Origin of the sequence: Arsenicicoccus dermatophilus (genome assembly GCF_046267915.1) — a bacterium.
GTDB lineage: Bacteria > Actinomycetota > Actinomycetes > Actinomycetales > Dermatophilaceae > Arsenicicoccus > Arsenicicoccus dermatophilus_A.
On record NZ_CP176520.1, the window covers coordinates 3008159 to 3033243 of the forward strand.

The 25085-nt window shown below is 70.2% G+C and carries 1 protein-coding gene; it reads right to left on the reverse strand.

Annotated features, from left to right (window positions below; all coding sequences use genetic code 11):
- Nucleotides 1-24795 (reverse strand): beta strand repeat-containing protein, encoded by a 24795-nt coding sequence (locus ACK2IS_RS14275; RefSeq protein WP_409483955.1) that lies wholly within the window; start codon nt 24793-24795, stop codon nt 1-3.
- Between the last annotated feature and the right edge of the window lie 290 nt (nt 24796-25085).

Sequence of the window (25085 nt, forward strand, 5' to 3'; positions counted from 1 at the left end):
TCAGGCCGGGGCGGTCCCCTCCTCGTCCTCGTCGTCGCGACGACGCTTCGCGAGGACCAGCAGCCAGCCACCGGCGAGGAGCATCCCGAGGCCTGCCGCGAGCAGGATCAGCACGTCCGCACCCGTCTTGGCGAGCCTGCCCGTCCGCGGGTCGACGTAGTAGCCCGGGGGGACCGGCTGGCCCGGCTGCCAGGTGGTGCCGTCGTTGGTGGAGATGATCATCCCCGGCATACCGCCGTAGACACCGCCCGGGATGAGGCCCGGACCGTAGCCGCCACCCGTGCCGCCGCCACCGGTGCCCGGCACCGTGGTGCGGGTGCCGTCCACCAGGTCGGAGACCGGGGTGTCCGTGGTGTCGGTGGCCTGCGACCCCAGACGCGTGCCGTCGGAGTAGGCGGCCTGCGCCGTCGCCACGTTCTGGATCGTGCCGTAGCCGAGGTCCTTGCTCGACACGGTGTAGGGCGTGGACAGGCAGGTGAAGCTCGCGCCGACGGCCAGCGGCGACGGCAGGCACTCCTGGCCGGCCAGCCCCAGCATCGGGTCGGTGACCTTCAGGCTCGGGATGTCCATCTGACCGGTGTTGGTGACCAGGAAGGAGTAGACGACCTGCTCACCGGCGTCGGCCTTGCCGTTGCCGTTGGTGTCACGCAGCTCGGCCTGCTTGTCCATGGTGTAGCCGGCCGTCAGGTCCAGCGGCACCGGGGCCTGGTCGATGTCCTTGACCGCCTCGGTGGCCCCCAGGGGGATGCCGCTGATGTCCGCGGTGGTCTGGACCATGCCCTTGGCCACGTCGTTCTCGGTGATCTCGTACTGCAGCACGCCGCAGCCGCACCACTGGGTCGGGTCCAGGACCGGCACCCCGGCGGCGGTCTGGCCGCCGACGAGGCCGGCCAGCAGGCCGGTGAGACCGGTGGCCCGCTTGGCCAGGATGGTCGACCCACCCGGGCTGGTGATCCAGTCGGAGGTGATGGGCTGCTGCTGGGCCGTGGCGATCGGGCAGGACAGCCGGTTGTCGGCGTTGAGCGTGCCCTGGACGACCGTGACGTTCGGCAGGGACAGCATCGGGTCGCCGACGGTGACGTCCGTCAGACCGGCGGTGCCGACGTTCTGCGACACGAGCGAGAAGTAGACGTAGTCGCCGGCGTTCTTGATGCCGTCGCCGTTGTTGTCCACGAAGCTCGAGCCGTCGGCCATGGTCAGCACGTTCTTCTGCACCTGGATGGCGGCGGAGGCCTTCTGCAGCGGAGTGGACGTCTGGTCGGTCAGCGGCGCCGGCGGGTCGATGGTGTAGCCACCGCCCACGCCCGTCACCAGGGTGGCGTGGTTGGTCACGTCACCGGCCAGCATGTCGCTCGAGGTGATCGTGTAGTCCGCCGTGCACTCGATGCCCGTCTGCGGGGCGATCTCGTCCTTGGTCGGGTCGAAGGCGCCGTGGTTCGGGTCGCGGTGGAAGCAGGTGTACGACGTCGGCCACGCCGTGCCGGCGGCGTCCAGCTTGTCGTCCTGGATCGCCGAGACGGTCAGCGGGACGTTGCCGGTGTTCCAGACCACGAAGGTGTAGGGGATGGTGTCCCCGGCCTCCTGGCTGCCGGTCTTGTTGGCGTCCACGACGGTGCCGGCCTGCTTGTCGAAGGTCACCGCGGCCTTCAGGGCGAGCTTGGCGACGTCGGTGGACGTCTGGACGGGCGGCTGCGGCGCTCCGGCGGGTGCCGCCATCGACGCCGTGGCCGTGTTGCTCACCTCGCCGGCGTTGATGTCGAACTGCGTCAGCGTGTAGTCCGCCGTGCAGATCACGCTGGCGCCCGGCAGCAGGGACGTGGTATCGGGGCAGCTCACCGCGGTGGTGGGCAGCTGGTCGGTGATCTGCAGACCGGACAAGGTGGTGTTGCCGGTGTTGGTGACCTTGAAGGAGAAGGTCACGGTGTCCCCGGCGTCGACCACGCCCGGCAGGCCCGACGGACCGTCGGTCGTCTGAGCCGTGCCGTCCGCCAGGTTGAGGTGGGACTTGGCCAGGGTGAAGGCCGAGCCCTGGACCGGCTGCAGCGAGGTGGTGTCGTCGGAGGTGACGACCTGCCCGTTGGGCGCGGTGCCGAGGATGGTGGCGGCGTTGTCCACCGTGCCCGCGTCCAGCTGGTCCTGGGTGAGCTTGACGGTCACCGGCGGGCAGCTGACGGTGGCACCCGGGGCGAGGGCGGCAGAGGTGCAGTAGGCGTCCGCGATGCGCAGGCTCGGGTCCCGCAGCAGCACGGGCGTGAGGGTGACGTTGCCGGTGTTGGTGACCTTGAAGGTGTAGGTCACCGTGTCGGCGACGTCGTTCATCCCGTTGGCGTTGGTGTCCGTGACCGCCGAGACGACCTTGTCGAGCGCGATCGCGGGCTGACGGGGGAAGCCGTCGGTCTTGGACGCGTCCGAGGTGACCGAGGTGCCGGCGGGCGACGTGCCGGAGGCGGACGCGGTGTTGGTCACCGTGGCGGCGTCCACGTCGCTCTGCCTGAGCGTGTAGGTCCGCGTGGTGCAGGTCGCCGAGGCCCCGGGGGCCAGGGTGGTGACCGCACCCGCCACGCACGCCACGCTGCTCAGGCCGAGCATGGCGTCCGTGATCCGGACGTCCTTGATCGTCTGGTTGCCGGTGTTGGTCACCGTGAAGGTGTAGGTGATCGGCTCACCGGCGTCGATGCGTCCGTTGCCGTTGCTGTCCACGGCACCGCCCGAGGACTTGCCGAGGACGATCACCGGTGCCGGCGTGATGTCCGACTGCGCCACCGAGGTGGAGATCGGCGAGTGGACCATCGGCAGTCGGCTGTTGAGGCCGTACGCCGTCGCGGTGTTCACGGCCTTGCCGGCGTCCGCGTCGGCCTGGGTGAGCGTGTAGCCACGCGAGGTGCAGGTGGTCGACTGGCCCGGCATGAGGTACGTCGAGCCGTCCGGCTGGACCGGCACCGTGCAGCCACCGGCGTTGACGATGCCGAGCAGCGGGTCGCTCATCACCAGGCGGTCCAGCGGCGTGGTGCCGGTGTTGGTCAGGGTGAAGCTGTAGGTCACCTTGTCGCCGGCGTCGGGGCCGTTAGCGTCCACGTCCTCGATGGGGGTCACCGACTTGGTCAGCCGGACCTCCTGGCGGGTGGGGACGGTCACCGACGCGTCGGCCGTCACCCTGGTACCGGTCCCGGTGGTGCCGGCCATCGTCACCGTGTTGACGATGACACCGTTCTGGAAGTCCGTCGTCGTGCCGGTGTAGGTCAGGCTGGGGCAGGTGCGGGTCGCACCAGGCGCCAACGGGCCGGTGCCGCAGGGCAGCGGGGTCGGCGAGACCAGCGGGTCGGTGTAGGTCACGTCGTTGACCGTCGCGTTGCCCGTGTTGGTGACGGTGAAGCCGAAGACGAGCTTGTCGCCGACGGAGGTGACGCCGTCACCGTTGTCGATCAGGTTGATCGCGTGCTTGGTCGCCGACAGGCTCGGCGCCTGGGTCACCGGCGAGGACGCGCTGTCCGAGGTCCGGGACTGCTTGCCCAGCGGCGTGGTGGCCGTGACGTACGCATTGACGTTGTCCACCGAGCCCGCGTCGATGTCGGCCTGGGTCACGGAGTACACCCGGGTGCAGACGGACTCCTCGCCCGGCTGGATGGTGTTGGGCGTGCACTGCACGTTGATCATGCCGATCTTGGCGTCGGTCACCCCGACCAGGGTCATGGTGACGTTGCCGATGTTCTTGGTGGTGAAGGTGTAGGTGATCTGGTCACCGGCCGACTGACGACCGTCGGCGTTGGTGTCCGCGATGCCGGACGCCACCTTGTCGAACTGCAGCTCCGGGTCCTCGACCAGCAGGGTCTCGATCCGGTCGGCGCCGCTGACCTGGATGTTCTTGGGGGTCAGGCCGGTCGCGGTCGCGGAGTTGACCACCGCGGCCGAGCGGGTGCCGTTGCCCAGCGTCACCGGGCTGTCGAAGTCCTTCTGGGTGAGCGTGTAGGTCACCGGTGGGCACTGCGCCGACATGCCCGGGTCGAGGGACTGCGAGGAGCAGACCTGGTCGACCACGCCGATGCGGGCGTCGGTGTAGCGCACGTCGTGCAGCGTCAGGTTGCCGGTGTTCTTGACGTAGAACCGGTAGGTGATCTGGTCACCGGCGTCGGTGATGCCGTTGCCGTTGGTGTCGGCGATGGCGCCGGCCTGCTTGTCCATCGAGATGGACCGGACGGCGGTGATCGAGACCGGCACCTGGGCCGTGCTCGTCTGCGTCTGCCCCATGGGGTCGACGCCGGCGGCGGTGGCGGTGTTGGTCATGCCGTTGTCGTTCAGGTCGGACAGGGTCAGGGCGTACGTCGCGGTGCAGGTCGTCGACGCCCCCGGTGCCAGGGCGCTGACACCGCCGCACGCGACGTGGTCGAAGCCCACCATGGGGTCGGTCAGGGTGACCGTCGACAGCGACACGTTGCCCGTGTTCTTCAGGGTGAAGGTGTACGTCACCGTGTCGTTGACGTCCTGCTCGCCGTCCTTGTTGACGTCGACGATCGAGCCCGCCGTCTTGGTCAGCAGGATCTGCGAGCTGCGGTTGATCGGCGTCGTGACGCTGTCGCTGCTGCTCACCCGGGCCGACTGCGGGTCCGTGGCGGAGATGGTCGCGGTGTTGTCGATGACGCCCGCGTCCACCTCGGCCTGGGTCAGCCGGTGGCCCACGGCGGTGCAGCTGCGGGTGGCACCGGGCACCAGCGGGCCGGTGCCGCACGCCACGTTCACGACCCCGATCGTCGGGTCGTCCAGGGTGACCGCGCTCAGCGTGGTGTTGCCGGTGTTGCGGACCAGGAAGCTGTAGGTCACTGTGTCGTTGGCGTCGTTGCGCGCCGTGGAGTTGGTGTCCGCGATGGCCGAGGCCGTCTTGTCCAGGGTGATCGAGGACACCGCCGGGACCGGCGTCGAAGTGGTGTCGCCGACCGTCGGGGTCCGCAGCCCGCTCAGGGCGGTCCGGCCGTAGGCCGTGGCGGAGTTGTTCACCACGCCGGCGTCGACGTCCGCCTGCGTCAGGGGGTAGGTCTTGGCCAGGCAGGTGACCGAGGCCCCCGGCGCCAGGGTGGTGCTCGTGCACACCGCGTCGGCGTACCCGAGGCGGGGATCGCTCAGCAGGACCGAGGTGAGGGTCTCGTTGCCGGTGTTGGTGACCACGAAGGTGTAGCCGATCGTGTCACCCGCGTCGGCGCGGCCGTTGCTGTTGACGTCGTTGAGGTTGCTCGCCCGCTTGTCCAGCGTGATCGTGGCCCGGATGTCCGTGGACACGGTGGAGGTGTTGGACACCGGTCCGTCCGGCGCGGTGGCGGTGGTCGACGCGGTGTTGGTGAAGACGCCGGCGTCGATCTCGGCCTGGGTGCGCAGGTGCGTGGCGTTCGGGCAGACCCGGGACTGACCGGGCAGCAGCGGCTGGGTGCCGCAGGCAGCGGTCGCGAGCCCGATCGTCGGGTCGGCGTACTGCACCGCCGTCAACGTGGTGTTGCCGCTGTTGGTCACCGTGAAGCCGTAGGTCATCACGTCACGGGGTCCGGCGATGCCGTCACCGTCGTCCTTGATGGAGATCAGCTTCTTGGCGAGGGTGATGGCCGAGGCCCGCACCACCGTGGTGGTGACCGAGGAGCTGCCCTGCACGGAGGTGCCGTCCGGGGCGACACCGATGGCGGTCGCGGTGTTGGGCACCGCGGCGGCGTCCACGTCGGCCTGGGTCACGGCGTACGCCTTGACCAGGCACTGGACCGTCGCGCCGGGGGCGAGCGGAGTGGTGCCGCAGGGCGCCGCCGACACCCCGACCTTGGGGTCGGAGACCGACACCGGGGTCAGCGTCTGGTTCCCCGTGTTGGTGACCGTGAAGGTGTAGCTGATCGTGTCCCCGGCGTCCTGCCGCCCGGTGGAGTTGGTGTCCAGCACCGCCGTGGCCGTCTTGGACAGCGCCAGGGCCGGCTTGGCCGCGATCGGCGTCTCGGTCTGGTCCGAGCCCTGGACCAGGATGTTCTTGGGCGTCAGACCGCTCGCGAGCGCGGTGTTGAGGATCGCGGGCGCCTTGGTGCCGTCGGCCAGGGTGACGAGGGTGTCCACGTCGGTCTGGGTCAGGGTGTAGGTCACCGGCGGGCACTCGTGGGTGGCCAGCGGGTCGAGGACCTCGGTCGTGCAGGAGGTCTCCTGCAGCCCGATCCGCGAGTCGGTGTAGGTCACGTCGTGCAGCGAGAGGTTTCCGGTGTTGGTGACCACGAAGCGGTAGGTGATCTGGTCGCCCGCGTCGGGCCCGTTGCCGTCCAGGTCGCTGATGGTGCCCGCGATCTTGTCCATCGCGATGGAGCGGACGGCGTTGATCGGGGTGTTGGTGGACGCGGCGTCGGTGACCGTCTGGCCGCCCGCCGAGGTGGCGGTGGCCGTGGCCGTGTTGGCCCGCCCGTTGGCGTTGAGGTCGGCCAGGGTCAGCGCATAGGTCTTGGTGTCGCAGGTGCGCGTCTGCCCGGGGGCCAGGTCGGTCGTGCCGCACGCCACCGGCTGGCTCGAGAAGAGCGGGTCGGTGTAGGTCACGCCCTTGAGCGTGCTGGTGCCCGTGTTGGTGACGGTGAAGGTGTAGGTGATCGTGTCACCCACGTCCTGCTTGCCGTCCCCGTTCACGTCCTTGATCGAGCTCGCGGTCTTGACCAGGTCGAGCGTCGGGCGCTCCGTGATCGGCGAGGTGGTGGTGTCGGAGCTGCTCACCGCCGTGCCGGTGGCGCCCACGGCGTTGATCGTCGCGTCGTTGTCGCGCGTGCCGGCGTCGATGTCCGCCTGGGTCAGGGTGTACGGCCGACCCGAGGGGAAGCAGTACGTCGAGGCGCCGGGGGCCAGCGTGCCGGAGGCGCAGGTCACCGCGGCCAGGCCGTTGGTCGGATCGGTGACGGTGACCGACCGCAGCGTCTCCGTGCCCGTGTTGGTCACGTAGAAGCGGTAGGTGATGCTGTCGCCGGCGTCGACCCTGGTCGAGCCGTTGGCGTCCACGATCGAGCCCGCCTGCTTGTCCAGCAGCACGCTCGTCGTGCCCTTCTCGACGGTGGTGACCGAGGCGGAGGCGATCGGGGTCTTCAGGCCCGAGACCGAGGAGGTGCCCTGGGCGGTGGCGGTGTTGACGATCCTGCCGGCGTCGATGTCCGCCTGGGTCACCGTGTAGGTGAAGTCCGGGCAGGTGGCGACGGCGCCGGGCGCGAGCGGCACCGGGCCGCACGGCACCCCGGCCACACCGAGCTTGGGGTCGTTCATCGTGACCGCCGACAGCGCGGCCGTGCCCGTGTTGGTCACCGTGAACGAGTAGCCGATCTTGTCGCCGGCGTCCGGACCGTTGGCGTCCAGGTCCTGCAGCACGCCGGCCCTCTTGTCCAGCGAGATCGTCGCCCGGGTCGGCACGTCGGCCGTGCCCGTCCCGGTGACCGGGGCGCCCACCAGCGGGGTGCCCGTCGCCGTGGCGACGTTGCGGATGGTGCCGGCGTCGACGTCGGCCTGCGTCCGGGTGTAGGTCACCGGGGCGCAGTCGCGGGAGGCCCCCGGGAGCAGCGGGCCGGCGCCGCAGGCGGTGGTGGCCAGACCGACGCGGGCGTCGGAGTAGGTCACCGGGTCCAGGCTGACGTTGCCGGTGTTGGTCACCGTGAAGTAGTAGGTGATCTTGTCACCGGCGCCCACCAGCCCGTCGCCGTCGTCGACGTACCCACCCGCACGCTTGGCCAGGGCGATGGCCGGGGCCTGGGTGATCGGGGTCGTCGTGGTGTCGGCACCGCTCACGGGGGTCCCCAGGGCGCTCGTGCCGGCGGCCGAGGCCCGGTTCACGACGGAACCGGCGTCGATGTCGGCCTGCGTCAGGGCGTAGGTCCTGGCCGGGCACTGCCGCGTCTCCCCCGGCGCCAGCGGCGCGGTGCCGCAGGCGACGTTGGTGAGCGCCAGCGTGGTGTCCGAGTACGTCGGGCCGGTGATGGTCGTGGTGCCCTCGTTGGTGATCGCGAAGGTGTACTGGATGGTGTCACCGGGGTTGGTCACGCCGTTGTTGTCGACGTCCGTGACCGAGCCCGCCACCTTGTCCAGGCTGATCCTGGAGGTCTCGGCGAAGGACGTGGTCGTGCTCGCCGGGCCCGTCACGACGGTGCCCTGCGGGTCCGAGCCGTTGGCCTTGGCGGAGTTGACGACCTTGCCGGCGTCCACGTCCGCCTGGGTCAGGGTGTAGGTGCGGGTGACGCAGTCGGCGCGGGTCTGCCCCGGCAGCAGCGCGGTGCCCGCCGCGCCGCAGGGCTGTGCCGTCAGGCCCACCCTGGCGTCGGTCACGGTCACGGCCGTGAGGGAGTTGTTGCCGGTGTTGGTGACCGAGAAGGTGTAGGTGATCGCGTCGCCGGCGCCGATGACGCCGTCGCCGGTCGTGTCGGTTGCCGCGCTCGCCGACTTGACGAGCTTGACGGCCGGTGCGGTGGTCAGCGGCGTCGAGGTGGACGACGCGGACCGCACCTGGGTCCCGTTGGCGGCCGAGCCCGTGACGGTGGCGGTGTTGTCCACCGTGGTCGCGTCCACGTCCGCCAGGGTCACGACATAGGTCTTGACCAGGCAGGTCGCGGTGGCCCCCGGGGCCAGCGCGCCGCAGGAGTAGCCGGACAGGCCGGCCTTGGCGTCGTCGAGGACGACCGGATCGAGGGTGACGTTGCCGGTGTTGGCCACGACGAAGGTGTAGGTGATCGTGTCACCGGCGTCCTGACGCCCGTCGCCGTTGGCGTCCGTGACCGTGGACGCGGTCTTGGTCAGCTTGACGACCGGGTTGGGGTTGATCGCCGTGGTGGCCGCGGCCGCGCCCGTGACCGGCTGGCCCTTGGGGTCGGTCGCGGTGGCCGTGGCGTCGTTGACGACCTTGCCGTTGTCCACGTCCGCCTGGGTCACCGTGTAGGTCTGCGTCAGGCAGCTCGCCGTCGCGCCCGGGGCCAGGGTGGCCGGGGTGCAGGTGACCGAGGAGACGCCCAGCTTGGGGTCATGGACGGCGACGTCCGTCAGGGTCGTCGTGCCGGAGTTGGTCACCGACATGGTGTAGGTGATCGTGTCCCCGACGTCGCCGCCGTTGTTGTCGGTGTCCACCAGGGCCGCGGCCGTCTTGGACAGGGTCAGCGCCGGCCCGCCGTACGACGGCGTGGTGGTGCCGTCCGTCTGGTCGACCACGGTGGTGCCGGGCGGCGGCGTCGCGGTGACCTGCGCGGTGTTGTCCACCGTGCCCGAGTCCACGTCCGCCTGGGTCAGCGTGTAGGTCTTGGCCGGGCAGTAGGCCTGCTCGCCCGGGGCCAGGGAGGCCACGCACTGGGCGCCGGAGATCCCCAGCCTGGCGTCGGTGTAGACCACCGGCGCGAGAGTGGTGTTGCCGGTGTTGGTCACCGAGAAGGTGTAGGTGATGTGGTCGCCGGCGTCCGGACCGTTGCCGTCCAGGTCGGCGAGCCTGCTCGCCACCTTGTCGAAGGTGTAGGACGCGGTGCGCGCCAGCGGGCTGGTGGCCGTCGCCGTGGGCGTCACCTTGGTGCCGTCGGGCGCGGTGCCGGTGCCGGTGGCCTTGTTGATGATCGTCCCGGCGTCGACGTCGGCCTGGGTGATGGGGTACGTCACCACCGGGCAGGTGCGGGTCGGGTCACCCGGCTGCAGCGGCGCGGCGCCGCAGTAGATCGGCTGGGGCGAGACCTGCGGGTCGGTCACCGTGACCGGGGTCAGCGTGACGTTGCCGGTGTTCCGGACCGTGAAGGTGTAGGCGATGGTGTCGCCCGCGTCCACGCCGTTGCCGTCGAGATCGGTGACCGCGCCGGCGGTCTTGGTGAAGGCCATCCGGGGGGCGGCCACGAGGGTCTGCGTGGCCGAGCTCTGCGGCCGGGCGGTCTTGCCGGTGACCGAGGTGATCGCGGCGGTCGCCGTGTTGTCGATCCGGCCGGAGTTGATGTCGGCCTGCGTCAGCGTGTAGGTCGCCGCCGGGCAGGTCGCCGTGGCCTGCGGGGCCAGCGGCAGCGGGCTGCACCCGCTCAGGCCGGCCACGCCGATGCGCGGGTCGTCGATGGTGATGGCGCTCAGCGTCTCGGTGCCGATGTTCTTGACCGTGAAGGCGTAGGTGATGGTCTCGCCCGCGTCGGCGGTCCCGTTGTTGTTGGGGTCGTCGAGCGACTGGACCCGCTTGGTGAGGGTCGCGTTGACCGCGCCGTCCGTGGTCACGTCCGCCGTGTCGGACTGCTGCGGCACCGCGGCGCCCGCCGGGTCCTTGGCGGTGACGGTGGCGGTGTTCTGCACGCTGCCGGCGTCGATGTCCGCCTGGGTCAGGCTGTAGGTCCTGGCGGAGCACCTGATGGTCGCCCCGGGCGCGACGGTGCCCGTGGCGCAGGTGGCGGCGGACAGACCGAGCTTGGCGTCGCTGAGCAGCACGCTGCTGAGCGTCGTGGTGCCCGTGTTGGTCACGGCGAAGGTGTAGACGATCTCGTCCCCGGCGTCGACACCGTTGCCGTCGACGTCGGTCAGCGAGCCGGCCTGCTTGTCGAAGGTGAACGAGGAGGTGCCCTGCGTCTGGGTCGTCACCGAGCTGTTGCTCGTCAGGTTGGGCCCGATCGGCGGGGTCGCCGTGACGGTGGCGGTGTTGGGCACCGACCCGGCGTCGACGTCGGCCTGGGTCAGGGTGTACGCCACCGTGCGGCAGGTGGAGACCTGGCCGGGGACGAGGGTCGGGGTGTCGCAGATGACGCCGGCGAGCCCGAGCTTGGCGTCGGTCAGCTTGACCAGCGACAGCGTGGTGTTGCCCGTGTTGGTGACCTGGAAGGTGTAGGTCACCTGGTCGCCCACGTCAGGCGTGCGCCCGTCGCCGTCGTCCTTGACCGCCGAGGCCGTCTTGGTCAGGGTGATGCCCGGGGCCTGGGCGAGCGACGCCTGGTCGCTGGCGGAGGCCGGCACCGGGTTGCCCGCCGGGTCGACGGCGCTCGCGGTGGCGTCGTTCTTGACCTGGGCCGCGTCGACGTCGGCCTGGGTCAGGACGTAGGTCTTGGTCGGGCAGGTCATCGTCGCGCCGGGCGCCAGGCTGCCGGTGCCGCAGCTGAGGTTGGTGATCCCGAGCTTCGCGTCGTTGTACGTCACGTTGGTGAGCGTCGTGGTGCCGGTGTTGGTCACCGAGAACGCGTAGGTCATCGTCTCGCCGGCGTCCGGGCGCCCGTTGCCGTCGGCGTCGACGTACGCCTGGTGGGTCTTGGTCATGCTCATCGCGTTGACCCGGCCGATGGGCGTGGAGGTGCCGTCGGTGCCGGGGACCTGGACCCGCTTCGGGTCGAGCGCCGTCACCGAGGCCCGGTTGTCCACCGTGCCGGCGTTGATGTCCGCCTGGGTGAGGGTGTAGGTCGCGCCGTTCGGGAAGCAGTAGCCGGAGGCGCCCGGCGCCAGCTCGGTGGTCTGCGGGCAGACCACACCCGTCATCGCGAGCTTGGCGTCGGTCAGGGTGAGGTCGGTCAGGGTGACGGTGCCGGTGTTCTGCAGCAGGTAGCGGTAGGTGATCGTGTCACCCACGTCGGTGCGGCCGTCGCCGTTGGCGTCCACGATCGACCCCGCCTGCTTGTCGAGCACCAGCGTGGCCTGGCCGTAGGTCGTCGTCGAGGTCGTGTCCCTGTTGGAGGTGAACGGCTCGCCGTCGTGGTCCAGGGCCGTGACCGTGGCGCTGTTGGCCAGCGACCCCGCGTCCACCTCTGCCTGGGTGAGGACGTGCGTCGCCGCCGAGCAGTCCCGGGAGATGCCGGGGGCCAGCGGCGTCGAGCCGCACTGGACCGGCGTCGGCGACACGAGCGGGTCGTCGAGCACGAGCTGGTTGGCGGTGACGTTGCCGGTGTTGGTCACCCGGAAGGTGTAGGTGATCGTGTCGCCGGCGTCCGGGCCGTTGCCGTCGAGGTCGGTGATGGCCCCCGCGGTCTTGTCGAAGAACAGGGTGGCGACGTGGGCCAGGGGCGTCGTGGTCGTGGCCGGGGCGGTCACCTCGGCGCCCGACGGGGGCTTGCCGTAGGCCGTCGCGTGGTTGACGACCTGCTCGACGTCGACGTCCGCCTGCTGCACGACGTACGTGGTCTTGGCGACGGTGATCGGGCAGGTGCGGGTCTCCCCCGGTGCCAGACCGGTGGCGCCGCAGGCCTCCTTGACCAGTCCGAGCTTGTCGTCGCTGATCGTCACCGGGTTGAGCGTGGTCGAGCCGGTGTTCTCGACGGTGAAGACGTAGTGGACCGTGTCCCCGGCGTCCTGCATCGCGTTGCCGTTGGCGTTGACCAGCGGGTCCGCGGTCTTGGTGAGCTGGAGGGCCGCGGGGGCGTTGACGGCCGTGGCCGTGCTGTCCGGGGTGGTGACGGTGGCGCCGCTGGGCGAGGTGCCCGAGGCGGTGGCGTTGTTGACCACCGAGCCCGCGTCGACGTCCGCCTGGGTCAACCGGTAGCCGACCGTCGCGCACGTGACCGTGGCGCCCGGCGCCAGGGAGGCCTGCGAGCAGGTCGCGTTGTTCAGGTTGGCCCGGGCGTCGTTGAGGGTCACCGGGGACAGGGTCACGTTGCCCGTGTTGGTCACCACGAAGGTGTAGGTGATCGTGTCACCGACGTTGACGATCCCGTCCGCTCCCGGGTCGACCGCGGACGCGGTCTTGTCCAGCGCGAGGGCAGGGTTGGGCGTCAGGCCGGTGGTCGTCGTGGCGTTGGTGGTGACGGAGGCGCCGCTGGGCGCGGTGGCGTTGGCCGAGGCGTTGTTCCGGACCGCGCCGGAGTCCATGTCGGGCAGCGTCACGGCGTACGGCTGGCTGATCTGGCAGTCCCGGGTGGCCCCCGGCAGCAGGTCACCGGTGCCGCAGGCCACGCCGGACAGGCCGAGCTTGGCGTCGCTCACTGTGACGTTCTTGAGGGTCTGGGTGCCGGTGTTGGTGACCGCGAAGGTGTAGGTCACGGTGTCACCGACGCTCGGCCCGCTGGGCGCGGCCGCGTCCACGAGTCCGCCCGCGGTCTTCTTCAGGGCCAGCGTGGCCGACGGGACGAGCGCCGTGGAGGTGCGGTCGGTGCCGGCGACGCTCGTGCCGGCCGGCGAGGCGGCGGTCACCTTGACGGTGTTCTCACCGGTGCCGGTGTCCATGTCGGCCTGGCTGATGGTGTACGTGAACGGACGGCAGGTGAGGGAGGCGCCGGCGGCGATGGGCCCACCCGTACCGTTGCACAGGCTGCCGAGCGGGTAGCGCATGTCCTGGACGTAGGCGTTGGTGAGGGTGACGTTGCCGGTGTTGTAGACCACGAAGTGGAAGGTGATCGTGTCCCCGGCGTCGACCCGACCGTTGCCGTTGGCGTCGACGACCGGGTCGGCCGTCTTGTCGATGGACACCGACGGCGCCTCCGCCACGGCGTCGGTGACCGTGTCGGTGGCCGTCAGGGTCCGCAGCGCCGGGTTGAGCGCCGACACCTGGACGTCGTTGACAACCTTCGCGGCGTCCGCGTCCGCGGCGGTCAGGGTGTAGTTGAACGGCGTGCACTCCCGCGTCGCGCCCGGGGGCAGGGCGCCCGTGCCGCAGGCGACGTTGGTCAGCCCCAGCTTGGCGTCGGTCAGGCGGACGTCGGTCAGCGTCGTCGTGCCGTTGTTGGTGACGGTGAAGGTGTACCGGATGGTGTCACCGGCGTCCTGGCGGCCGTTGCCGTTGGCGTCGACGATGCCCCCGGAGACCTTGTCCACGGCCAGCACGTCGGTCTGGGTGATCGGCGTGGTCGTCGTGTCGGTCGAGGTGACGGTGGCGCCCTGCGGGGTGCGACCGTTGGCCGAGCCGGAGTTGTCCACGGTGCCGCCGTCGACGTCCGCCTGGGTCAGGGTGTAGCTCACCGGGGAGCACGTGCGGGTGGCGCCCGGAGCCAGCCCGCCGGTGCCGCACGGCACGAGCGTCTGGCCCAGCTTGGCGTCGGTGATCGACACCGGGTCCAGGGTCACGTTCCCGGTGTTGGTCACCACGAAGGTGTAGCCGATGGTGTCGCCGGCGCTCTGCCTGCCGTCCTTGTTGGCGTCCACCACGGTGCCCGCGGTCTTGTCCACGGCGATCGACGGCGCCAGCGTCAGGTCACGCGTGACCGTCGAGGAGGCCGTGGCCTTCTTGCCCGTCGCCGAGACCGCCGTCACGGTGGCCGTGTTGACCACGGTCCTGTCGTCGAGGTCGGCCTGGGTCAGCGTGTGCTGACCCTGCGCGCAGGTGGCCGTCGCCCCGGGGGCCAGCGGCAGGGGGGTGCAGCCCAGGACCGGGGAGGAGTCCAGCCTCGGGTCGGCGATGCTGAGCTGGTTGAGGGTCTCGGCCCCCGTGTTGGTCACCTGGAAGCCGTAGACCAGGACGTCGCCCGCGTCGGTGCGGCCGTTGCTGTTGACGTCGGTGCGCGAGAGCAGCGACTTGGTGAGCGACACCAGCGCCGAGCCCGAGGTGGTCGAGGAGGTGCCGTCGGTCGTCGCGTACGTCTTGCCCTGCGGGTCGGTGACCGTCGCCGTGGCGTTGTTGACCGTGGCCCCGGAGTCGACGTCCGCCTGCGTCAGGACGTACGTCTTGGACGAGCAGACCAGGGTCTGGCCCGGCTCGACCGTGCCGGTGGCGCACGTCGCGCCCACGATGTCGGCCTTGGGGTCGTCGAGAGTGACGAGGCTGAGCGTCACCGTGCCGGTGTTCCTCACGGAGAAGCCGTAGACGATCTCGTCGCCGGCGTCGACACCGTTGCCGTCACGGTCGACCACGCTCGAGGCGGTCTTGTCGAAGACGTAGCTCACCCTGGGGGTCAGGCTCACGTCGTCGGAGTCCTTGGCGGTCACCGGCGCGCCCGTGGGCGGCGTGCCCTGGACGGTGGCGTCGTTGTGGATCGTCCCGGCGTTCATGTCCGCCTGGGTGATCGAGTAGTTGGTCCGGTAGCACGTCGTGGTCCGGCCCGGGTCCAGCGTCGGCTGGTCGCAGACCCGTCCCGCGAGACCCAGCTTGGCATCGGTGAGGTTGAGCAGGTTCAGCGTCACGTTGCCGGTGTTGGTGACCACGAAGGCGTACGTCACCGTGTCGCCCGCGTTCGGCGTCACCCCGTCACCATTGTCCGCCACGGCCGAGGACTGCTTGTCCAGGGTCAGGGCGGGGGCCGGGGCCAGGGGCAGGGTGTCGGAGGCGCTGCCCGTGACGGTCGTGCCCTTGGGGTTGGTGGCGCTCGCACCGGCGGTGTTGTTGACCGTGCCGGAGTTCAGGTCGGCCTGGGTGAGCGTGTAGGTCCGGCTGAGCGTGCAGCTCTGGCCGGGCGCGCCCGTCGCGGCGTTGGCCGGCAGGAGCTCGGGGGCGCAGGACACCGCCGTCATCCCGATCCTCGGGTCGTTGACCACCGGGTTGGTCAGGGTGGTGGTGCCGGTGTTGGTCACCACGAAGGTGTAGGTCACGGTGTCGCCCGCGCTCGGACCGGCCGGCAGCGTGGCGTCGGTCAGCGAGCCGTGCGTCTTGGTCAGCGTCAGGGCGCTCGTCGGGTTGAGCGGGGTGGTGGTCGTGTCGTTGGGCGCGGTCACCACCTGGCCGGCCGGGTCCAGGCTCGTGGCGTAGGCCGTGTTGTCGACCGTGCCGGCGTCGATGTCGGACTGCTTGATGGTGTAGTACTGCGCGGCGCCGTAGCACCACTCGGCCTGGCCGGGCAGCAGACCGGGCTTGGCCGGGTCGCCCGCGACGTAGTGGACGTCGTCGATGTACTTGCAGTAGGTCGAGCCGGAGGTGGTCGTCGCGGGGTTGATCTTGTTGTCGAACACGTCGACGTGGTGCAGCGAGACCGTGCCGGTGTTGAGGACGCGGAAGCGGTAGATGACCCGGTCACCGGCGTCGGTGACGCCGTTGCCGTTGGTGTCCTGGACGCCCAGCGTGGTCTTGTCCAGGGTCATCGAGGCGCGGCCGGCCGTGGTGACGGCAGCGGTGTCGGGAGCCGACGTCACGGCGGCGCCCGCGGGGTTCGTGCCCGTGGCGGTGGCGGAGTTGGTGACCGAGCCGGCGTCGATGTCCAGCTGTGTGAGCGTGTACGTCACGGCCGAGCAGGTGCGGGTGGCACCCGCGGCGAGCGGCGTCGTGCCGCAGACCTTCTTGGTGGCCAGGGCCGTGGTCTCCGGGGAGGTGAGCGTGTCGTCGTACGTCAGACCGGACAGCGCCACCGTCCCGGTGTTGGTCACCGAGAAGTAGTACGTGACGGTGTCGCCGACGTCCACGCCGTTGCCGTCCAGATCCATGACCTGGCCCGCGGTCTTGTCCGTCGTCAGCGAGGAGACCTGCCGGACGGTGTCGGTGACCGTGGCGGTGGCCGTGACGGCCGAGCCGTTGGCCGGGGTGCCCGTGGCGGTCACGGAGTTCGTGACGGTGCCGGCGTCGAGGTCGGCGGCGACGAGGGTGTAGGTCGCCTTGGCGGTCGCGACGGTGCACGACGCCGTGGCGCCCGGGGCGAGCTGGGTGGTGCACGGCTCGTTGGTCAGGCCCAGCAGCGCGTCGGTGATCGTGACCGAGGTCATGGTCACGTTGCCGGTGTTGGTGACCGAGAAGGAGTAGCCGATGGTGTCGCCGACGCTGTCACGCCCGTCGGCGTTGGTGTCCCGCACCTTCGTCGAGGTCTTGGCGACCGAGAGGGTGGTGGCTCGCGTCAGCGGCGTCGACGTCTGGTCGGTGAGGGTCAGCACCTGGCCCGTGGGGGTGGTGGCGTTGCCGGTGGCCGTGTTGTTGACCGAGCCCGCGTCCAGGTCCGCCTGGGTGAGGGTGAGGGCGCGGGTGAGGCACGTGGCGGCGGCCGAGCCGGGCGCGAGGCTGGGCGTGGTGCACTGCGCGCTGGTCAGGCCCAGCCGGGAATCGGTCACGGTGACCGGGTTGAGCGTCACGTTGCCGGTGTTCTGCACCACGAAGGTGTAGGTGATGGTGTCGCCCGGGTCGGTCTTGCCGTTCGCGTTCGTGTCGACGACCGTGCTCGCCTGCTTGTCGAAGGTGAACCTCGGGGTGGCCGGGACCGTCGTGGTCGTGGTGGCGCCGCCGGTCACGAAGGTGCCCGCAGGCGTCCGGCCCGAGGCGGTCGCGTTGTTGACCACGGAGCCGGCGTCGGCGTCCGCGACGGTCAGGGTGTATGCCGTCGCGAGCCGGCAGTCGCGGGTGGCGCCGGGCGCGAGCGGGCCGGTGCCGCAGGCCGCGCCGGACAGGCCGAGCTTGGAGTCGGTGACCGTGACCGGGTCGAGCACCACGGTGCCGTTGTTGACGACGGAGAAGGTGTAGGTCACCTGGTCGCCGGCGCCGACCAGGCCGTCGCCGTTGGTGTCGGTCAGGGCGGTGACCGCCTTGGTGAGCTTGATTCCCGTGGCCTGGGTGATGGCGGTGTCGGTGGCGTCGGTGCCCGTGACCTTCTGGCCGGCGGGCGAGGTGCCGGCGATGGTCACGTCGTTGTGCACCGTGCCGGCGTCCACGTCGGCCTGGGTGATCGTGTAGGTCACCGGGGTGCAGGTGCGCGAGGTGCCGGCGTCCAGCGGGCCGGAGCCACAGCTCACCCCCGTGAGCCTGAGCATGGCGTCGTCGAGGGTGACGCCGGACAGCGCCACGGTGCCGGTGTTGCGGACCACGAACTGGTAGGTGATGGTGTCCCCGGCGTCGTCGCGGTTGGAGGCGTTGGCGTCGGTGATCGAGCTGGCGATCTTGTCGATCGTGATGGCGGGCGCCTCGACCAGCGGGCTGGTGGCGGTCCCCTTGGCGGACACCTGCGCACCCGCAGGCGTCATACCGGTGATGGTCGCCGTGTTGTCGACCTTGCCGGCGTTGGCGTCGGCCGCGGTCACCGTGTAGACGACCGCCGTGCAGCTGCGGACGCCGCCGGCCACCAGCGCGCCGGTGCCGCAGTCGACGTTGGTCAGGCCCAGCTTGGTGTCGGTGAGCTTGATGGTGTTGAGGGTCACGGCACCGGTGTTGGTGACCTGGAAGGTGTACTGGATGGTGTCGCCGGCGTCCTGCTTGCCGTTGTTGTTGGCGTCCACCACCGCACCGGCGGTCTTGACCAGGTCGAGGGCCTGGGCGGTGGTGTAGGCCACGGAGGCACCGTCGGTCTGGGTGCTGGTCGCCCGGTCCGGCGCGGTGGCCGTGGCGGAGGCGGTGTTGTTGAACGAGCCGGCGTCGATGTCCGCCTGGGTGAGGGTGTAGGCCGGGGAGGTGCAGGTCAGCGCGGCTCCGGGCAGGACGGTGCCGCCCTGGCAGATCGCACCCGCCATGCCCAGCTTGGTGTCGGTGACCTGGGCTGCGGTCAACGTGGTGGTGCCGGTGTTGGTGATCGTGAAGACGTAGCGGATCTGGTCACCGGGGTTGACCTGCCCGTTGCCGTTGACGTCGATCACCGCCGCCGGGGTGCCGAGCCGCCCGGCCGCGACCTCGGCGGACTTGTCGAAGGTGAACGTCGAGGCGGGGGCCAGGGGGACGGTGACCGTGTCGCTCGCCACCAGCGCGGCGCCGATCGGCGGGTTGCCCGTCACGGACGCGTTGTTGACGATCGACGCCTGGTCCATGTCGGCCTGGGTGACGGTGTACCGCAGGCCCGCGGTCGAGGCGAAGCAGTACTGCGACTGTCCCGGGGCGAGGGTGCCGGTGCCGCACGTCGTGGCGTTCAGGCCCAGCTTGGCGTCGGTGACGGTGACGCCGGTCAGGGTGACGGTCCCGGTGTTGGTCACCAGGAAGCGGTAGGTCACCGTGTCACCGGCGCTGTTGCGCCCGTCGCCGTTGGTGTCCGCCAGCGCCGAGACGGTCTTGTCCAGGACCAGGCCCCGCGCCTGGGTGATGGGACTCGAGGTGCTGTCCGGGGCCGAGGTGGCCGGCGTGCTGCGGGGAGCGGGCCCGGTCGCGGACGCCGTCGCGGTGTTGTCGTAGGTCCCGGCGTCCAGGTCGGCCTGGGTCAGCGTGTAGACCTTCTGGTAGCACTCGCGCTGGACTCCCGGCTCGAGAGCGGTGGCCGGGGTGCATGCCTGGGCGTCCAGACCCAGCCTGGTGTCGGTGACCGTGGGGTTGTAGAGCGTGACGGTCCCGGTGTTGGTGATCAGGTAGGTGAAGGTGATCGTGTCACCGGCGTCGGTCTTGCCGTCGGCGTTGGCGTCGGCGACGACCCCGGCCTGCTTGTCCAGCGCGATGCTCGGCGGCTGGATCGGGTAGGTCGACGGGACCGTCGAGAAGGTCGTGCGCTCGGTGTCCTCGCCGGACACCTGGGCACCGCTCGGCGGCGTGCCGATCGCGGTGGCGGTGTTGACCAGCGCGTCGGCGTTGATGTCGGCCTGGGTGATCGAGTACGTCTTGGCCACGGTGCAGGTCTTGGTGTCACCGGGCAGCAGCGCGCCCACGCCGCAGTCCACGGCGTTCAGGCCCAGCTTGGTGTCGGTGATGGTGACCGGGCTCAGGGTCACGGTGCCGGTGTTGGTGACCACGAAGGTGTAGGTGAGGGTGTCTCCGGCGTCCGGGCCGTTCTTGTCCGGGTCGGACAGCGCGCTGGTGCGCTTGTCCAGGGTCAGGCCGGGGGCGGTGGTGTACTGCGTGGAGGTGCCGTCGGTGCTGGTCACCGTGCGCCCGCTCGTCGGGTTGGTGGCCGTCGTGGTGGCGGAGTTGTTGACCGTGCCGGCGTCCACGTCGGCCTGCGTCAGGGTGTACGTCTTGGGGGTGCACGTGCGGGACTGGCCGGGCGCCAGCGGGCTGGTGTCGCCGGCGTCGCAGACCTGACCGGTCCACCCGACCTTGGCGTCGGTGAGCGTGACCGGGGTCAGCGACACGTTGCCCCCGTTGCTGACCACGAAGGTGTAGGTGATCTGGTCGCCGGCGGTCACGGTGCCGCTCCGGTCCACGTCGATCACGCCTGCGGTGGAGCCCAGACCACCGTTCTGCGGGGTGACGGCCTTGTCCAGCGAGATGATGGGGACGGCCTGGATCGGGACGTCGGCCATGCTCGTGGCCCTCGCCTTGGTGGCGGCCGGGTCGGAGCCGGTGCCGGTCGCGGAGGCGTCGTTGTGCACGTTGGCGGCGTCGACGTCGGCCTGGGTGATCGGGTAGGTCACCGGCGTGCAGTCGCGGGACTGACCCGGCTCGAGGGGGCCGGTCGTCCTCGCGTCGCAGACCCGATCGGTCAGGCCGAGCTTGGCGTCGGTCAGGGTCACCGAGGCGAGCGAGACGTTGCCGGTGTTGACCACCTGGAAGGAGTAGGTCACCGTGTCGCCGACGTTGCGGATGCCGTCGCCGTTGACGTCGGTGTAGGCGGCGGTCTTGGCCAGGGTCAGGGCGACCTGGGCCGGGATCGTGGTGGACTCGCTGTCCGTGGACGTGACGTCGGCGTTCTGCGGGGAGATGCCGTGGATGGTGGCGGTGTTGTCCAGGGTCCCGGAGTTCACGTCCGCCTGGGTCACGGTGTACGTGTAGTCGCTGCACGTCGCGGTGGCGCCGGGCGCCAGGCTGCCGGCGAAGCAGGAGGTGTAGTTCTGCGCCAGCTTGGCGTCGACCAGCTGGACGTTGCTCAGCGTGACGTTGCCGGTGTTGGTCACCGTGAAGCGGTAGGTGATCTTGTCACCGATGTCGATGCGACCGTTGGCGTTGACGTCGATGAACGGCGAGGTGGCCGGTGTCGTGGAGGCGAGCGTCTGCTTGTTCAGCAGGATGCTCGGCGTCGTGGTGACCGGGACGGTGACCGTGGCCGGCCCCTCCGCGAGGGCGCCCGACGGCGCGATGCCCTTGGCCCGCGCGGTGTTGTCCACCTTGCCGGCGTCGATGTCCGCCTGGGTCAGGCGGTAGGTCACGGTCACCCCGCACGAGCGGGAGGCGCCGGGGGCGAGCGGGCCGGTGCCGCACGAGATGGCGGCCTGGGAGATCTTGGTGTCGGTGATCGAGATCTGGTCCAGGGTCACCGACCCGGTGTTCTTGACCGCGAAGGTGTAGTCGATGGTGTCGCCGGGGTCGGTCTTCCCGTTGCCGTTGGTGTCCTTGACCTGGGTGGCCGTCTTGGTGAGGGCGAGCAGCGGGGCGGCACCGATGGTGGTCGACGCGGCGTCCTGCGCGCTGATCTCGTTGCCGACCGGCGGCTGGGCGTAGGCGTACGCCGTGTTGTTGACCGCGCCGGAGTCCACGTCGGTCTGGGTCAGGGTGTAGGTGTACGGCGTGCAGGCGCGGATGTTCCCCGGCGCCAGGGAGCCGGTGCCGCAGGCGAGACGGTTCAGGCCCAGGCGGGCGTCGGTGAGCACGAGGGTGCTCAGCGACACCGAGCCGGTGTTCTTGACCGAGAAGGAGTAGGTGATGGTGTCACCGGCGTCGGTGAGACCGTTGTTGTTGGCGTCGATGACCGAGCCGGCCGTCTTGTCCAGCGTCAGGGCCGAGGTGCCCTGCACGGTGCTGGACGCGTTGTCGGTGGACAGCACCACCGAGCCCGAGGGGCTGGTTCCGGAGGCGGACGCGGCGTTGTCGTACGACCCGGAGTCCAGGTCGGCCTGGGTGATGGAGTGGGTGGCGGTGGGGCAGTCCACGCTGGCACCCGGGGCCAGCGAGCCCGCACAGGTGTTGTTGATCCCCAGCTTGGTGTCGTTGACGGTCACCGGCGACAGGGTGACCGTGCCGGTGTTGGTCACGGTGAAGGAGTACGTCAGCTGGTCACCCACGTCGGTGACGCCGTTCTTGTTGACGTCGACGATGGTGGCGGAGGCCTTCTTGTCCAGCAGGATGGACGGGCTCGGGGGCACCGTCAGGCTCGCGGAGCCGGTGGCGGTGACGCTGGAGTTGTCGCTCGCGGTGCCGCTCGCGGACGCGGTGTTGTCGACCTTGCCGGCGTCGATCTCGGCCTGGGTCAGGACGTGCGCCCTGGTCGGGCAGGTGACGGTGGCGCCGACGGCGACGTCCCCGCAGCTGAGGTTGGTCACCCCCAGCTTGTTGTCGGTGACCAGGACGTTGGCGATCGGCAGGTTACCGGTGTTGGTGACGGTGAACGTGTAGGTCACCGTGTCCCCGGCGTTGCGACGGCCGTCGTTGTTGGTGTCCACGACGGAGCTGACCGTCTTGGCCAGGTCGATCTTGGGTCCGGCGGAGATGGTCATCGTCTTGGACGCGGTGCCCGTCGCCTGCCGGCCCTGGGGGTCCTGCCCGGTGGTGGTCGCGGTGTTGTCCACCTTGCCGTTGGTCACGTCGGTGGCCGTGATCGTGTAGAGCTGGCTGGGGGAGCAGGTGACGCTGTCGCCGGGGGCGAGCGTGGTCACCGAGCTGTTGCAGGTGAGCGCGCTGATGCCCAGCTTGGGGTCGCTGATCCGCAGGTTGGTGAGGTTGACCAGACCGGTGTTCTTGATGGTGAAGGTGTAGGTGATCGTGTCACCGGCGTCCTGGAGCCCGTTGCCGTTCTTGTCCACGATCGGGGCGGCCGACTTCGTCAGCTGCAGCGCGGGCACCGGCGGCAGCGGCGGCGGCACGCAGGCGACGTTGTTGGTGGTCACGACGTCCTGGGTGCCGGGCAGCGCCACGGAGTTGTACAGACCGGTCCCCGGCTGCTGGGTGTTGCACGCGACGGCCTGGTTGGAGTCGGTGTAGTGGAACTTCACCAGCACGGTGTAGGTGTGGGTGCCGCCGGCCTGCAGCGTGGTGCCGGCGGGCGCCAGGGTGTACGGCCCGGCACCGGTCGCGCCGGTCCCGGCGGGGACGGCCGGACCGCTCGTGGTCCACGTCGCCGAGTCCACCGCGATGTTGGAGGCGAACTGCGGGCGGTCGGTGAGCGCTCCGTACTGCCCGTCGACCTGCCCGGTGTTCTTGACGGTGACGGTGTAGGACACGGTGTAGGTGCCGTCCGCGGCAGGACCGTTGACCACGCCGGCCGACTTGGCCGCGTCGAAGACCGCGGTCCGCACCGGCGGGTTGACGCACGCCGCGTTGTTGGTGAGCGAGGTCTCGGACGCGCCCGAGAGGGTGATCGAGTTGTACAGACCGGTCCCGGAGCCGTTGCAGACCGTGGCCGGGTTCTGGTCCTGGAAGCCGAAGGTGACCGCGACCTTCCAGGTCATGGTGACACCCGGGTCGATCTGGGTGGAGGCCCCGGCCAGGACGGCCGAGCCGCTGCCCGTCACCGAGCCGGACGTGGCGCCGCCGCCGGTGCCGGTCCACGAGGTGCCCTTGACGGCTAGGTGGGTGGTGTCGAAGGCCGGGTTGTCGGTGAGCGGGCCGACGATCGCGTAGCCCGCGCCGGTGTTGGCCACCGACACGTCGTACGTCACGGTGTAGTTGCCGGACGCGTCCGGTCCGGTGATGGTGCCACCGGACTTCACCGCGTCGATGATCGGCTTGAGCACGTTGACCTGGGTGGCGTCCTTGGTGGTCACCGTGGTGCTCGTGGAGTCCGTGCCGGCGACGGTGGCGGTGTTGGTGTACGTGTTCTGCGCGACCGGTCCCAGACAGGTGTAGGTCTTCTCCTCACCGGAGGCCAGGGCGGTGTAGGTCACCTCGCAGGCCGGCGCCAGGGGGTCGGTGACCTTGACGTTGTTCAGCGTGGTGGCACCGGTGTTCTTGACGGTGATCTTGAAGACCGGCTGGACACCCTGGTTGACGGTCTGGGTGTCCGTGCCGTCCTGCGCGGCCTTGGTGATGCGCACCTGGGAGACGGGCACCGAGATGGCGGCGGACTGCCAGACGTACTCGTCGCCGCTGGTGCCGAAGCGGTAGTTGATCAGCGAGCTGCCCGTCGTCACGTTCGTGAGGTTCACGCTGCGGGCGTCGACGTTGCCGTTGAAGAAGGTGCCGGAGGTGCTCGTCCCGTACCGCACCGCCCCGTCGGAGTAGGACTGACCGATGTTGGTGGTGCTGCCGGTCTGGTTGGCCAGCCTCGTGTAGCTCGTGCTGGTCCCGACGGCGTACTCCGCGTAGTCACCGGTGATGTTGTTGTCGCCCTCGATCAGACCGTAGGACGCGCGGGCCCCCGAGGCGACGGCGGTGAAGCCGGTCAGCTGGACGGCGTCGGAGCCCTCACCGCTGGTCTTGCGGATCATGCCGTCGTAGAGCACGACGTTGCGGGCCTGCGACGCGGCGACTCCGGTGATCGCGGTGCCGAAGTCGTAGACCACCGAGAGGGTCCACCCGGCCGCCATGCCTTGGTCCTGGACACCCCAGACGTTGCCGACGGAGATCGTCTGCGCGGACCCGGTGGCGATGGAGGCGAAGGCGTCGGTGACGTCGGCCTGGGCGGTGTAGTACTGGTTCGCGCCGTTGGCCGCCTGCGCGACGCCGTCGGCGGCGAACACCGCGGGCGGGTAGGCCTGGTAGGTCCCGGTCCCGACCTTGAGGCTGACCGGGGCGTTCGCCGGGGAGCTGGGCGCGCCGGGGATCAGGGTGCCCCCGCCCCAGGCCAGGGTGCCGTTGTTGTTGTAGTAGCCGGTGGTGCCGCCCCAGTAGAGCATCGCCTTGACGACCTTGGCCCCGTTGGGCACGGTCAGCGTTCCCTGCGAGGAGTCCCAGGTGGTGGCGTCGGCGTCCACGTCGACCGGCACCATCGTGAACGACCCGTTGCTGTATGAGGTGCTACCGGTCTGCCAGGCGGCACATCCCGTCTGCGTGCCACAGCCGAGGACACCGTTGCCGATGGTGATGAAGTCGCCGTTGACGACGTCGTTGTAGGACTCGTTCATGGGGTCGACGATCGAGGCCTGGGCAGGGGTGGCGAAGGCCAGCATGAGGGCAGCGAGGACCGCCATCACCGCGGAGACGGCGATGGCGGAGCGGGTACGCCACGAACGCGAGTCGTGACTACGCACCGTCAAGACTCCGGACGACCGATAGCTGCTGGCCATGTGACCCCTTCGGTGGTGCGGCGGGGGATGCCGCACGATGAGCACTGAGAGGGCGTGCTGTTACACCCTCAGTGACTCTCGGTCACGCAAAGTGCAGAGAGTCGATGCTCAATATGGCATGGCAGCAGCAGGTATGACTCAGCGTTGTTGAAAGTGACTCTGAGCAGTACACCCAGGTGAGTGACGTGGTTCTGGGCGCAACGGACACCTCGGACACCGCCGTCGACAGCTCCCGGGCAGGGGTAACGCTCCCGGCCATGCCGCTGACCTGCCGCGACGCGGGACCACCG